Here is a 14,685-nt window from a genome sequence, read left to right on the forward strand (position 1 = left end):
TGCGCGTGAAGATCAAGAATGTTGCCAATGCCGTGTCGGCATCATTGCTGGTGATGGCCGCGGGGCAACCGTTTTTGGCTAACGCCGCGCAAACGCCGATTCAGGGTGGAACACTCAACGTCGGGCTAGGCAGTGATACGCCAACGATTGACCCATCAATTACTGGCCAGTCAATCACCGCGCTGATTGACCGCAACGTGGTCGACTCACTGGTTGGCCAGGCAGAAGACAATCGCTTCACCCCTTGGCTGGCCTCAAGCTGGGAAGTGAACGACAAGCACACTGACTACGTTTTCCATCTGCGCAAAGACGTAACGTTCAGCGATGGCACCAAACTCGACGCCGCCGCGGTGAAATATAATCTGGACCGCATTCTCGATCCCAAAACCACCTCCAGCTATTCCAAATCACTGTTGGGGCCGATTAAAACCATTACCACCCCAGATGACTACACGGTGGCAATTCATTACGATACGCCGTTCGCCCCGCTGCTTTCCGGGCTGAGCCTGCCGTATTTAGGCATTCAGTCGCCAACCTATTTAAAGAAAACGCAAAATACCAACAACACCGTCGTAGGGTCCGGGCCGTTTATTCTCAAATCCTTCGTTAAAGGCAGCGGCAGCCAGCTGACCCGTCGTGCCGACTACAACTGGGGGCCGGGCTACGCTACCCACCAAGGTCCGGCGTATTTGTCAGAGATTAACTTCAAATATCTGCCGGAATCTTCCGTGCGTTTGGGTGCGCTGACCAGCGGCCAGATCCAGGCGATTGACGCGGTTCCACCAGTCAACGCCAAATCGGTGAAAAGCAATCCGGCGCTGGAAGTAAAAACCAAAGAGAATCCGGGGATTGTGCGCGTCGTGTATTTGAACACTTCCAGGGGGATATTTAGCGACCTGAAAGTGCGTCAGGCCTTCCTCAGCGCCACTGACCCGGCCTCGGCGGTTAAAGTCGCCTTCTTTGGCACGCTGAAAGCGGCTAACAATGTGTTGGGTCCGCAAACGCAGTATTACGATCCGTCCGTGGCCAAACTGCTGGGTTATGACCTCGCCAAGGCGAATACATTGCTGGATGAGGCCGGTTGGACCAGCAAGAACGCCGATGGAGTGCGTACCAAAGACGGCAAGCCGTTGACGGTAGATTTCGTTTATGACCCGAGCACGCTGGAAACCGCCGACGTGACTCTGTTTCAGGCAATCCAGTTTCAGGTCAAGAAAGCCGGGATTGACTTCAAGCTGGACCCGGTTGACTCAGGCGGCTTTACCGATCGTACCAATAACAATCAGTACGATGCCGTTTCGAACTACTATGTTCGCGCCGAGCCAGACATTCTGCGCACTGTGTTCCATTCAAGCTATACACCACCCAAAGGCGCTGATTACAGCCACGTCAGCTCTCTGGATGACAAGCTGATTCAGGCTCAGGGGGCTCCGGACGCGCAGCGCAAGCAGCTTTATTCCGAGATTCAACATCAGCTTATCAGTCAGGCTTACGTCGTGCCGCTGTACGTACCCGCCTATCAGCTGGGGATCACCAAACAGCTTCACGGCGTCAGTTGGGCAACCAACGCCAAGCCTAATTTCTATGATGCCTGGCTGAGTCATTAATATGGTTTACACCGCAATAAAACGTCTGTTGACCATTTTGGCCGTGCTTTGGGGCGCGGCCACCCTCACGTTTATTGCGCTCAAACTGATACCGGGCGATCCGGTATCAATTTTGAGTGGCGGTGCCAACGTGGTGGACGATGCTTTTCGCGCCCAGCTGCTCCATGAATTTGGCTTGGACCAACCGTTGTGGCTGCAATATTTGCACTACATTGGTCATGCTTTGGTGGGTAATTTCGGGCAGAGTTATCAGTACCGCCAACCCGTGGTAGACGTTATCGTCGATGCTTTAAAACAAACGCTGGTTTTAGCGGTTAGCGCTTTAGTGCTGGCTTTGGCACTGGCTGTTCTCAATGCATTAGCGACCGCAGGCCGCTGGCGCTATCTGAGAGCTTTCTTTGCAGGCTTCGAACTTTGCCTGCTGAGTACCCCGGTTTACTGGTTAGGTATCATTCTGCTTAGCGTTTTCAGCTTCCAGATGCACTGGTTCCCGGTAATGGGTAATGACGGCTGGCGCTCGTTGGTATTGCCGGTAATCACTCTCAGCCTGCCGCTGGCGGCGATCCTCAGCCAAATTTTACGCGATGGCCTGGAAGAGGCGCTGTCGCAGCCTTTCGCGCTGACTGTGCGCAGTCGCGGAGCCGGTGAAACGCGTCTGCGGGTGCGTCACGCACTGCGTCATGCTTCGCTGGCTGCTTCAACCTTGACTGGCACCATGCTGGCCAATGTACTCAGCGGCTCAATATTGACTGAAACCGTGTTTGGTCGTGCCGGTATCGGCAAAATTACCCTACAAGCCATAGCCAGCCGTGATATGCCATTAGTGCTGGGCATTGTCATGCTTTCCGCCTTGCTGTTCGTCATTATCAATCTACTGGTCGACGCCGCATATCTGGTGGTTGATCCTCGCTTGCGCAAAAGGACGTCTTAATCATGAGCAGTAATCCTTTGCTGGTAACCTCTGACCAGCCTCGCAGGTCCCGCAGCGGCAATCCGTGGTTATTATCCAAAACCCTGATCCCGGCTGCCTTTGTACTGCTGCTGATTATTACTGTTATTGCTCCGCAATGGTTTACACCGTTAAAGCCCGATGACATGGATATGGATGCGGTTCTTGCTACGCCGACCTTGCATCACTTGTTTGGGACCGATTCACTGGGTCGCGACGTGTTTTCCCGCGTCATTTACGGTTCGGCGCTGTCGCTAAGTATTGGCGTTGGGGCAACACTGATTGCCTGCGCGGGCGGAATGGCACTGGGCCTGCTCTCGGCGCTGGCACCGGTGGCACTTCGCCGCGTGCTGGTGCGGATCCTGGATATCCTGCTGGCCTTCCCGGAGCTGCTGCTGGCGCTGCTGGTGATCGCCGTTTTAGGTCGTGGACCGACCAACACGCTGATTGCGGTAGGTTTATCCGGCATTGCCAGCTATGCCCGCCTGCTGCGTTCGCAAGTGTTGCAGGTTAAACTTTCTGGCTACGTTGAGCACGCGGTGGCGCTGGGTGAAGCGCCGCCAAGTATTATCTTTCGCCATATTCTGCCGAATACGCTGCGCCCATTGCTGATCCTCGCCACTATCGGTGTGGGTCAGTCAGTGCTGACCGCCTCTTCGCTAAGCTTCCTCGGGCTTGGCGTGGTGCCACCGACCGCCGAATGGGGCGCGCTACTGGCAGATGGTCGCGACTATCTCGATGTTGCGCCCTGGATAAGCCTGCTTCCGGCTACGGTGGTGGCGGTGTCAGTCATTGCGATTACCCTGCTGGGCCGTCGTTTGCAAACCATTCTGGCCAAAGGGGCCTAAAGCGATGACTGTTAATGAAAATACTGTCCCGACTCCGCTGCTGACAGTCAAAAATCTCAAGGTCGATTTCATGCAGGTCGATGGCAGCGTGGAGGCGGTTAAAAATATCTCTTTTCAGGTCAATCCCGGTGAAATTGTTGCGCTGGTGGGCGAATCGGGTTCGGGTAAATCAGTCACCGCCCGCACGCTGGTCGGCCTGGCCGGATCCAACGCCCGCGTGCAGGCCAAGACGCTGTCATTGTGTGGGCACGACGGCAAATCGATCAATCTGCTGCAACAAAGCGCAGCCGAATGGCAGAAGATTCGCGGCCGCGAGATAGGTTTTGTGTTGCAGGATGCGCTGGTTTCTCTCGACCCGTTGCGCACCATTGGCCGCGAAGTCGCAGAGCCGATATTGATTCACCGCCTTCTTCCACGTAGCAAAGTTTCCGCTCAGGTAGCGTCGCTGCTGCTACAGGTGGGTATTCCCGATCCGCATCACCGGATTAATCAATATCCGCACGAACTGTCCGGCGGATTGCGCCAGCGCGCGCTAATTGCCTCTGCGCTGGCGGGAGGGCCGCAGCTGTTAATTGCCGATGAACCGACCACCGCCCTCGACGTCACCGTGCAACAGCGTGTTTTAGAAGTATTCAAGAAGCTGGCCGAGGCCGGTCATGGCGTGTTGCTCATCACGCATGATCTGTCGGTGGTTGCTCAAGTTGCCGACCGCGTGGTGGTCATGCAGCACGGCGAAGGGGTAGAAAGCGGTCCGGCGGCGCAAGTGCTGGCGGCCCCGTCTCATCCTTATACCCAACGTTTGCTGGCAGCGATTCCTGGTGCCAAAACTCGCGGTCGCTGGCTCGGCGGCGAACCTCCGTTGCCCGATGCGCCGCTTTCTGCCCAACAAAATGCCAATCAGCAACGCCGCGATAAAAACGTTGCCGCGCTGGACGTACGTGAAGTATCGGTAGATTTTAGCCGCCCTGACGGCGTCAGGCACAACGCGGTCAGCGAGGTTTCTCTTCAGTTGGCATGGGGCGAAACGCTAGGCCTGGTGGGTGAGTCCGGCTCGGGCAAAACCACCCTCGGCAAAGTGGTGCTGGCCTTACAGACTGCTCAGCGCGGTGAAGTCTGGCTGGCTGGCAAACCCTGGAGTCGGTTGCGCGAATCTGAACGACGACCTTCACGCGGGCGTATTCAGACCATTACCCAAGATCCGCTAGGCTCGTTTGACCCCCAGTACACCGTAGAGCAGATTATCCAGCAGCCGTTGAAGCTGCGCGGCAAGCTGTCTTCCTCGGCATTGCGAGCTCGAACGCTGGAGCTGGTAAAAGGGGTTGGATTAAATCCTGAACTATTAAAACGCCGCCCGCAGGCTTTGTCGGGTGGTCAACGGCAGCGTGTTTCGATTGCCCAGGCGTTGGCGTCGGAGCCTGAAATTCTGGTTTGCGATGAGCCGGTTTCCGCGCTGGATGTCACTACTCAAGCGCAAGTCCTCGATTTGCTCACCGCCCTACAACGCAAGCTCGGATTGGCGATGCTGTTTATCTCACATGATTTAGGCGTGGTGGAACACATGAGTCATCGGATTGCAGTAATGAAAGACGGCAAGATTATAGAAACCGGCACCACCGAAGAGATTATCGGCTCGCCGAAGCACCCTTATACTCAGTCGTTGCTCGCCAGCGTGATTACGGCCTGACCATGGGTCCCCGCCTTGCGTGAGGACCCTTGGTCGGTCGGATCGGTCGGCAAAATACGCCAGCGCTGAGCATTGCATAAGCCCATTAAGGGCACTACCAAGAAAAAATGTTTAGGATCTCAGTAAAATGCATAACGTAGAGAGATGAGAAGAGGTGTTTTGCATGAGTTATCTAAGCTTAGAATTAAATTGTCGTCGTCATTCGTTCTGCCCGCTGATAATTTGGCAAGATATTAATATATGGAGATAACCCATGAGTCATACATCGGCTTTACCGGTGGCAGTGGTCACCGGAGGCACTAGCGGTATTGGTTTGGCAATCGTCCATGACTTGGCAAAAGATCACCACGTCTATGCATTGGGCCGCAATAAAGACAGCCTGGTGGCGTTACGGCTGCTGCAAAATGTTGAGGCAGTAGAAATTGACCTGCTCGATTTCACTGCCCAGCAAAAGCTGGTTGCCTCTCTGGCAAAAATTGACGTGCTGGTTCACGCGGCTGCGATCTCCGAGCAAACCACCGTTGAGAAAGCCACGCCGGATATCTGGCAAAAGCAGTTTTCGGTTAACGTTTTTGCCCCCGCAGAACTGACCCGCCTTGCACTGCCTACTCTGCGCGAACAACGCGGTCAGATTGTGTTTATCAACTCGGGATCAGGCACGCTGGCATTGCCGGGACATACCGTTTACTCCGCCAGCAAATTTGCCCTCAATGCCCTTGCCCATGCTCTGCGTGGTGAAGAAAGTGACAACGGCGTTCGCGTTTCTACCGTCTCGCCCGGCCCTACCGATACGCCGATGAACAGAAAAAGCCGCGAACGCGCCGGGAACTTTGAGGCCATTAATCCGCTGGAGTACAGCACGCCAGAATCAGTTGCCAGCGCGGTGCGACTGGTGGTGAACGCCACTGAAGATACCCAGATTACTGACGTCAGTGTCAGACCGCGTCACGACAAAGCCAAACGTTAATCTCCCTTCAGTCGGCATCTTCAGGCGCTTAACCTGCCGCGGGTTGAGCGCTAATAAAATTCCCATCCCGTTTTGATGCATGGTTTAAATTTTCTCTGAAACACCCTTTTTTATTATTTGCACCCGAGTGCAAGAATTAACATAATCTCAACATTGAATTAATAAGCTTAAATATTGCGAATAAAAACGCTGTTTTACCCATGAGATCGTGGTGAAAGGTTTATTTTGTCAACATTTGACGTTCAATGTGGCCCTATAACTTTCATAGCGAAATGCGGGCTTATGACCAAAGAAACAGACAGACGCTCGCCAGAAACTGCCGGCGTCTGTAGCTCATTAATCCAAAGTGCGGTCTGCTGGTATCACGCTTTCGGGCCGTTTTATTACACGTCGCGACCACTCAATCGCCGGTTTTTCAATAAAAAACCAGGATATAACAGCGAGGACAAAAGTGATTGATATGGATAATAACATTGAGGTATAAAACCCCATCCCCAGTTCATTAATAACAATTTGTTGAACCGGAAATGCATAAATATAGATACCGTAGGAAAAGTCAAAACGCCCTTTGATCAGAGGATCTTTAAAAGTTAACCCAATAACGATGGTCAGCAAACAAACCGCCATCGATATAAGGGCATCGCTGAACAAAGGAGAAAAGCTAGACAGATAAAACATTATCCAGGGGAAGATGAACATCATTAATTTCATAGATCGACTGCTAAGCCATTTGTCCCTGTTTAGATATAAAAGCGCACCCATGCAAAATGGAATCGTTAAAAACCCCAGACTTATTAACTTCATGTGTGCGACGCTTACTGCATTGCAGTAAATCAAAAGCGCGATCGCGAGGAACAATGGTATAGCAATAGCCAGACTTTTATTACGAAATACCGACAAAAACAAGGCAATCATAATATATTCCAAAATTTCAAAAAACAGTGTCCAGAGACTGCCATTCATGGTGTCTTTAAAAATATAATCTGTGGTGAAGTAGTTCATGCCGTGAGAGCTTAGATAAACAGTCCCGTAGCCTGTAATGCATAAAACCTTAAAGAAGGTCTTAACCGGTTCTAAGGAGGTTGCCCAATCGCTAAACCCTAGTCGGCCAAACATGCCACAACATATATAAACAGTGAAAATCAGGCAAATCACTAAGCCGGGATAAATCCTAAAAAACCTTTTCTTGGCATATTCAATATTAGACTTTCTCCGTTCAAAACTTTGAGTAATAAGATACCCAGAGATTGAAAAGAACATATATACCGCAATAGAGCCTAATGAAGTTAAACCGAAAAACTCCGGCTCAACTCCTCCACTCAAAGAATGGTGGTGGTCAAAAATAACCATCAAAGCAGCTAAATGCCTGAGCACATCAAAACAGTTATCATGTAATGCATTAGATTTCATGTGCATAGTTCATCACCTGTTAGCCGTAAAAACAGCAAAAATTAACCCCCCTAGTAATATCAGGTTGAGCGCGATGAATAATAATACTCGTTTGATAGCAGCTTTTTGATGTTAAGACATATAGTAAATATCTCAAGTTAAATATATTAATGTATTCTTTTTGCCGGCAACTTAAAGGATACATAATAGTAAAAATTACTTTAGGTTGATGCTTTGACTCAATAAACTATTTATCAGTAGACAACGTCACCGCCTTATGTGCTTCCAGTTGTTGTAATCGCCGACTTAACGCTTCATGAATCGAGGTATAGCTTGTGCTGCCCAATGCCAGTCGGAAAGGCATAACGGGCGCATCAGCCGCCGCTATCATCGCGGCGACGGCCTTTACCGCGTCACCGCTAATAATAAAGTCGCCATTATCCACCGCTCTTCTAACCTCTCCAGCCGGAGTTTCGTCGTAGCAACGCAGGGTTTGAGCGCGATCTAATCCTTCGGCAAAATTTGTTCCGGTCGGGCCAGGCTCAACCAGCATAAAATCGATCCCCCACGGCGCAACCTCCTGAGCCACCGACTCGACGAAGCCTTCAATTCCCCATTTTGTCGCATGGTAAAGGCTGAAATTGGGGTAAGCGATTTGCCCGCCCTCGGAAGAAACTTGCACCACACGGCCTCCTCCCTGCTGACGCAGGTAAGGGAGCACTGCGCGGATAAGCTGAATTGAACCGGTGAGATTGGTGGCAATCTGCCGTTCAAGTTGATCATCACTCACCTCTTACGCCGCGCCAAAAAGCCCGTAACCTGCATTGCTAACCACCAGATCAATACGGCCAAAATGGTTAAACGCCTCTGCGACACTTTCCCGGATTGCAGAGGTATCGGTCACGTCAAGTTTGAGGATGTGCAGTCGATCGCCAAACGTTTCGCGCAAATTATTCAGCATGTTCGGCTTGCGCAATGTCGCTACCACGCGGTCGCCGCGCTTAAGTAAACTCTCGGTAAGAAGGCGGCCAAGGCCGGTAGAGGTTCCGCTTATAAACCAGGTTTTGCTCATCTTTTTCACCTATTGGAGGTTATGACGTAAATAAATCATCGTTAAGTAATAGAGCCTACCCGCTGTTTACTGTTACGTTAATGACCTATAAATTGGATTAATAGGTGAAAGAATGTCACCAATCAATAAACCGACTTTGAATGAGCTGCGGGCCTTTATTTGTGTGGCGGAACATCTCAGTTTTCGCCGCGCGGCCGACTTGCTGGGCGTAACGCGTTCCTCGTTAAGTCACGTAATAAGAACCCTTGAGACCACACTGGGCGCACGTCTGCTGCATCGCACCACTCGCAGTGTCTCTCTCACCGAGGCGGGCGAACGGTTTCTTAAAAACCTTGAGCCGGTAATAAGTGGGCTAGATGCCGCATTCGAGAATGTGGCCGGTACGCCGGGTCACCTGATGGGGCGGCTGCGTATTAATGGCAACGAGGGGGGAGTCCGTTTTCTGCTGCGCACAATCGTCCCTGAGTTTATGCGCCGCTACCCGGCCATTGAGCTGGATCTGGTGGCGGAAGGATCACTGGTCGACGTGGTTGAACAGGGGTTTGATGCGGGCATAAGACTGGCCGAGGCAGTGCCTAAAGACATGGTGGCGGTGCGCCTTGAGCGCGAGGTGCGTTTTCTTGCCGTAGCTTCGCCTGATTATCTCACCAGCCACGGCACGCCCAGGGTGCCAGAAGAGCTTACACAGCATCGTTGCATTCGTCAGCGGCTGCCCAGCGGCAAGCGCTATCGGTGGGAGTTTTCCAAAGAGGGTCAGGAAATCGCCCTCGACGTTCCGGGCATGTTGACACTCGATAATATTCAGCTGATGCTCGAAGCGGCAATTGACGGGCTGGGTATTGCCTATTTGCCAGACAGTTATATGCGAGAAGACCTGCAGCACGGCCGCCTGACAGCCGTGTTGGAGGACTGGTCTCCACCCATTCCCGGCCTGTGCCTTTATTTTCCGCAGAACCGTCATATGCCTGCCAACCTGCGGGTATTTATCGATTTATTGCGTGAATTTCGCGGCACGCAAGGTGTTTAAATAGCGATAATTAGCATATTATTGCAGCTTGATGGTCATATTTTTCGCTTCAAGGATGAACAACAGTGGCACTGTCTTTTAAAAATGATTCCACCGCGATTCCGGTTATCGGGGTCGCCGCCGATTACGCCAGCGGTCATATTATTCCTGCCCACTCACACCAGCGCGCGCAGCTGCTTTACGCTATTGAAGGCGTGCTGGTCATTGAAACCGAGCTCGGCCGCTGGGTCGTTCCACCCAGCCGTGGCGTATGGCTGAAAGCCGGTATCAGCCACACGGTTCGCATGCGCTGCGCGGCTCGGATGCGCAGCATCTTTGTTAATCCCGATGCCATCCCGGGATTACCCGACAGCGACTGTGTTATCGATGTTTCGCCCCTGCTGCGCGAGCTTATTCTTGCCGCGACCAAAGTTGAAACTGACTATCAGGCGGAAAGTCGCGATGGCCGCCTGATGCGCTTTATCCTCGATGAGCTCTGCTCGCTGCCGATACTGCCCTTTAATCTTCCATGGCCACAGGATGCAAAGATTATCAGAGTTTGCCAGGCGCTGGCCGAGGAACCTGCCGATGGCCGTGCGGCAAGTGACTGGGCCGCCATGCTGGCGATGAGCGACAAAACCTTTCATCGTCAGTTTCAACGACAAACCGGCATAACTTTTGGTCGCTGGCGACAGCAGGCGCGTCTTCTAATGTCTCTTGAGTCACTGGCGCAGGGCATGCCTATTGTTCAGGTTGCCTTGCAGCACGGCTATGAAAGCCAAAGCGCCTTTGCCGCCGCCTTTAAACGCCAGTTCGGCCTCCCTCCTTCCGAATTTTATCTTTAATCCGCGTTTTTCCTGAGAATAAATCCGGCCAGCATGCAGACCAGCATTGCCAGCCCGGCGATATAAAAAGCGTCGCTGTATGACTGCAGCAGCGCATCGCGGCGCACCGTGTTATTTATTAAACCCAACGCCTGCTGTCGCAATTGCCCTGCACCTGCGCCATACAATGCGCTGGCGTAATCCAGATGGCGATGCGCCAACAGATTAACCCACTCCACCAGCCGCTGTTGCGTCGCCTGAGCAAACAGCGTTACCGATTCGCCAATGCGTTGCGCGTGCCATTTTTCGCGCTCGACGACTATCTGGCTGGACAGCGCGATGCCGATAGCCCCGCCGACATTACGCACCATCGAAAACAGGCCTGAGGCAGAACCCAGCTGTTCTTTTTCCAGCCCCTGAATCGCCATCACGCCGAGTGCGACCACCACCAAAGATTGACCAATACCGCGCACCACCAGCGAAGGCACAATCACGTTGTAGGCCGCGTTCGGGTTGAGATGAATGTTCATCAGACAGCCGAGGCCGGTGATGGCGAATCCGGCAATGATCGCCGTGCGCGCGCTGGTCCAGCGCATCAGGCGTGGGGTCGCAAACGACATAATAAATTGCACAATGCCGTAAGGGATCATCATCGCGCCAATCTGACTGGCGTTATAGCCGTGAACCTCGGCAAAATAATTTGGCACCAGAAAAACCACACCAAACACCACGGCACCAAAACAAAACTGCATCAGGCTGGCAAGGCCAAAATTATAGCGACCAAGCAGCCGCAGATTGATAAATGGCGTTTTGCTCTTCAGCTCGACATAGGCGAAACCCGCCAGCCCCAGCACCGCCAGCAGCGTACAGTTGACAATAAATGATGACGAAAACCAGTCATTGCGCCCTCCCTCTTCCAGCATGATTTGCAGCGCCGAAAGGCCTATCGCCATGGTGATAATTCCCCACCAGTCGCCCTGCCTTAGCTTTTCCAGTTGTACCGGTTGCGGTTTAACCGACCAGCCAATGGCAGCCAGCAGCAGCAGGCCGGGCGGCACCTGTAAATAGAAAATCCAGCGCCACGAATAGGCGTCGGTGAGCCAGCCGCCAAGTGACGGCCCCGCCGCCTGCGCAACGTTATCAGCCACGGCAAACAGCGCCATGCCAAGTGCATGCTTGTTGCTCGGCAGCTCCCCGACAATCAGCTGGAACGACAGCGGGATCAGTACTCCACCAAACGCTCCCTGCAATGCGCGAGCAAAAATCATGCTCTGAATGTTGGGCGCCAGCGAGCAGGCAATCGAAAAAAACACAAATCCGGCAGTGCCAACCATCAGTACCCGACGCATGGAAAATATTGAAACCAGCCAGCCGGTGACTGGAATAATGATAATTTCTGCAACCAGATAGGCGGTGGTGATCCACGACCCTTCTTCAAACGTTGCCCCTAGCGAACCACGCACGTTGGGCAGCGAGGCATTGGTCACGTGTACGTTCATGCCCGCCATAAAGCAGCCAACTACGCTACCCAGAACCGCCACCCAGGTACGTAATGAAATTGCCGGTGCCGCTATTTGCCTAGCCATGGTGAGTATCCACCGTGACAATCACTGACATGCCGGGGCGAATTTCGCCGAGCCGCGCCTGCCCCTTGTTCAATCGAATACGCACCGGCATTCGTTGGACTATTTTGGTAAAATTGCCGGTGGCGTTGTCTGGAGGAAGTAGCGCAAACTGCGCGCCAGAGGCGGGCGCAAAGCTTTCAACCGTCCCATTGAAACGTTGGCCATCATAAGCATCTACAGTCACTTCAGCCGTTTGCCCGATGCGCATAAGGTCAATCTGCGTTTCCTTGAAATTAGCAATCACATAGACACTGTCAGGCACCACGGCCAGCAACGGCGAGCCGACTTCTACATATTGGCCCACGCGCAAAGTTCGTTCCCCGGCAGTGCCCGCGATCGGGCTCTTAATCTGTGTACTGCCTAAATTGATGCGCGCAAGATTCAGCATCGCCTGCGCCTGCGATTGCAAAGCATCGGCTTTAACCAACTCGGCCTCCGCCGCCTGCCTGTCGCTTGCCAGCACCATCAGGGCCTGTTTGCTCATCAATACCTGTGCCTGCGCCCGAGCAAGATTGGCCGCGGTTTTATTCATCTCCGCCTTTGCTGATTCCAGCTGCTGCATACTACTGACATTCTGGCTCATCAGCCGTACTTGGCGACGCTCTTCCAATGCCGAACGTTCAGACTCTGCGCCAGCCGCCCGCACGGCTGCCCGAGCATCGTCAATACGACTTTTTTGCTGAATTTGACGAGCCTGAAGGCTGAATATCCGCGCCTGCTGCACGCTAAGTTCTGCTGCTGCGGCCCTGACAGCGGCGGCGGCCTGACAGACCTTGGCCTGATAGTCGCGAGTATCAATTTGTGCCAACACTTCACCGGGCCTTACCTGCTGATTGTCCTCAACATTAACTTCAGTCAGATAACCGGAAATACGCGGTGCCAAAGTCACAATATCGGCGCGCACGTAGGCATCATCGGTATCGATGAGCCATCGCCCAGTGGTCCACCAATAAATGCCCCACGCCAGCACAATCAGCGCAAGTAACACAATGGCGATAATGGTTCGAGGGCGCGGATTAGCGCGATAAGGGGAAATGGCCCGTTGCTGAACAGGGGTTGGTTGTACGGTCATCAAAGATTTTCTCGTTTGGCAATAAGGGGAAACTGGGGATTAGCGCGTTGCGGTATTGGCAATACCACGGCAGGAGCCTGTTGCCAGCCACCGCCGAGGGCTTTGAACAGCGATATCTGAGCATCAATGACCTGCGCATTAACCTGCGCCAGCTGGCTTTGCACGGCGATATCGCTACGCTGCGCGTCTAGATAGTCCAAAGCCGTGGTCGCCCCGGCTTGCCATGAATATTGGGCAAGCTGCAATGTCTGCTGACTGTTTTTATCGGCTTGAGTTAGCGCCTGCTGCTGTTGCTGAATTGCGTCGTAATTCGAGAGATTCTGCTGCACCTCTTTTAAAGCGCCAAGCATCGTGCCGTCGAAGTTGGCCAGCGCTGCGCTTTCCCGCGCGCCAGCCTGAGCAATGCGCGCCCTGGCCTGGCTGATATTAGGAAACGACCACGAGACCAGCGGCCCGATGCTCCAAACAGAAGCACCGCTTTTATCCCAACCATCGGGCTGAGGAGCGGAACTCAACACGCTGCTACCCAACGAGATACGCGGATAAAGGTCGGCCGTCGCAACGCCAATTCTTGCTGTAGCGGCAATCAGCTGCTGCTGAGCCTGTAAGACGTCAGGCCGTCGGCTTAACATCGCCATACCATTGGTTGCCTGCACCGCAGAGTGAGCCAACTCCGGTGGCGATTGACAGTCTGTGGCTGCCTGTGGGGGATCGTCGGGCAAACGCCCCATTAACACTGCCAGCTCCGCCAGCGTATTGCGTCGCGCAGCCTGCAAAAGCGGCAAACTGGCTCGGGTTTGCTCAACCTGTGCCTGAGCTCGCACCACGTCGAGGGTGACACCGGCCCCGGACTGACGCAGCCTTTCAGCGATTTGCTGCCCGTGCTCGGCCATTTCCAGCGAACTCTGCGCTATGCCGATTTGCTGCGCGTAGCTACACGCATCTAGCCAGGCCCGCGAGGTCTCGGCAGCCACCACCACGCGGAGGCCATCCTCTGCCGCCTGCGCCGACTGTGCGTCCGCCTCGGCGGCCCGGCTCAGGGAGTGCAGACGACCGAAAAGATCGACTTCCCACTGCAGGTCAATCCCGATTCCGTAACGCGAGCCGGTGCGAATGCCGCTCTGCTGCCGGGCCGCTGCGATTTGGTCATTGATTGTGCTGCCGTAGCCCGCGTTGGCAAAAAACGTCGTGCCGGGCAATCGCTCAGCATCTGTCTCATTAAGCACTGCGCGAGCCTCAAGCAATTTTGCGGCAGCCACGCGCAGACTGCGGTTGTTGCTTAAAGCCTGCTCTACCGCCAGATTTAAATTGGAGTCTTGATACAGCTGCCACCATCGATCCGCCAAGGCAGATACCGGCGGCCTGAGGGCATTGAGTGTGACCGTTGCCTGCGGCGGCTGGTCAGGGCCTACGCTACAACTAGAAGATATTAAAGGGATTAAGGCTGCCAGTAGCCTTGTGTTGTTAGACATGAAAAGCACTCGCTAGTGAGAATGCGTCTAGATTAATGATTAAACAATTGGCTTTATGTCGAGAATTCGACTTTCATTGTCTCTAAATGGACATATTGATAAGGCAGGCTAATCGAAGCATCATCAAGGGCTTATCAATGAGAACTTATTGACGCCTATCGACATAATGC

The 14,685-nt window shown here is 53.4% G+C and carries 11 protein-coding genes and 1 pseudogene; 7 read left to right on the forward strand and 5 right to left on the reverse strand.

Annotation, left to right across the window (positions count from 1 at the left end; translation table 11 throughout):
• Positions 1-53: 53 nt before the first annotated feature.
• The 5 genes from SPM24T3_RS02080 (at position 54) to SPM24T3_RS02100 (ending at position 6,055) form a co-directional block, all read left to right on the forward strand.
• Complete coding sequence (locus SPM24T3_RS02080; RefSeq protein WP_157135232.1) at positions 54-1,607, forward strand: ABC transporter substrate-binding protein; 1,554 nt, start codon at positions 54-56, stop codon at positions 1,605-1,607.
• A gap of 1 nt (position 1,608) precedes the next feature.
• A complete protein-coding gene (locus tag SPM24T3_RS02085) occupies positions 1,609-2,538 on the forward strand; it encodes an ABC transporter permease (protein ID WP_009635034.1) in 930 nt (309 codons plus the stop codon).
• Positions 2,539-2,540: 2 nt separating this feature from the next.
• The gene (locus SPM24T3_RS02090; RefSeq protein WP_009635035.1) at positions 2,541-3,404 is read left to right on the forward strand and encodes an ABC transporter permease; all 864 of its coding nucleotides are present in this window, start codon (positions 2,541-2,543) and stop codon (positions 3,402-3,404) included.
• A 4-nt stretch (positions 3,405-3,408) separates the two neighbouring features.
• Complete coding sequence (locus SPM24T3_RS02095) at positions 3,409-5,088, forward strand: ABC transporter ATP-binding protein (protein WP_009635036.1); 1,680 nt, start codon at positions 3,409-3,411, stop codon at positions 5,086-5,088.
• A 253-nt stretch (positions 5,089-5,341) separates the two neighbouring features.
• Positions 5,342-6,055, forward strand: a complete 714-nt coding sequence (locus tag SPM24T3_RS02100; protein ID WP_009635037.1) for an SDR family oxidoreductase — start codon at positions 5,342-5,344, stop codon at positions 6,053-6,055.
• Positions 6,056-6,391: 336 nt separating this feature from the next.
• Here the strand turns inward: SPM24T3_RS02100 and SPM24T3_RS02105 are convergent, their stop codons facing one another.
• A complete protein-coding gene (locus tag SPM24T3_RS02105) occupies positions 6,392-7,465 on the reverse strand; it encodes an acyltransferase (protein ID WP_237712957.1) in 1,074 nt (357 codons plus the stop codon).
• Between the two features lie 226 nt (positions 7,466-7,691).
• A pseudogene (locus SPM24T3_RS02110) lies at positions 7,692-8,516 on the reverse strand (SDR family oxidoreductase).
• A 112-nt stretch (positions 8,517-8,628) separates the two neighbouring features.
• On the opposite strand from SPM24T3_RS02110, the gene SPM24T3_RS02115 reads away from it, so the two are divergent.
• Positions 8,629-9,543 (forward strand): LysR family transcriptional regulator, encoded by a 915-nt coding sequence (locus SPM24T3_RS02115; protein ID WP_009635039.1) that lies wholly within the window; start codon positions 8,629-8,631, stop codon positions 9,541-9,543.
• Between the two features lie 65 nt (positions 9,544-9,608).
• The gene (locus SPM24T3_RS02120; RefSeq protein ID WP_009635040.1) at positions 9,609-10,367 is read left to right on the forward strand and encodes a helix-turn-helix domain-containing protein; all 759 of its coding nucleotides are present in this window, start codon (positions 9,609-9,611) and stop codon (positions 10,365-10,367) included.
• On the opposite strand, the gene SPM24T3_RS02125 is transcribed toward SPM24T3_RS02120, so the two are convergent.
• The 3 genes from SPM24T3_RS02125 to SPM24T3_RS02135 are packed head-to-tail and all read right to left on the reverse strand — an operon-like array spanning position 10,364 to position 14,515.
• Positions 10,364-11,932: an MDR family MFS transporter gene (locus SPM24T3_RS02125; RefSeq protein WP_009635041.1), complete on the reverse strand. Its 1,569-nt coding sequence runs from the start codon at positions 11,930-11,932 to the stop codon at positions 10,364-10,366. The genes SPM24T3_RS02120 and SPM24T3_RS02125 overlap by 4 nt on opposite strands.
• Positions 11,925-13,043, reverse strand: coding sequence for an HlyD family secretion protein (locus SPM24T3_RS02130; protein ID WP_009635042.1), 1,119 nt, complete (start codon positions 13,041-13,043; stop codon positions 11,925-11,927). The genes SPM24T3_RS02125 and SPM24T3_RS02130 overlap by 8 nt, the downstream gene beginning before the upstream one ends.
• Positions 13,043-14,515, reverse strand: coding sequence for a TolC family protein (locus tag SPM24T3_RS02135; RefSeq protein WP_037377345.1), 1,473 nt, complete (start codon positions 14,513-14,515; stop codon positions 13,043-13,045). The genes SPM24T3_RS02130 and SPM24T3_RS02135 overlap by 1 nt, the downstream gene beginning before the upstream one ends.
• Positions 14,516-14,685: the final 170 nt, after the last annotated feature.

The organism is Serratia sp. M24T3, assembly GCF_000257645.1.
In the GTDB taxonomy this organism is placed as follows: Bacteria; Pseudomonadota; Gammaproteobacteria; order Enterobacterales; family Enterobacteriaceae; genus Rouxiella.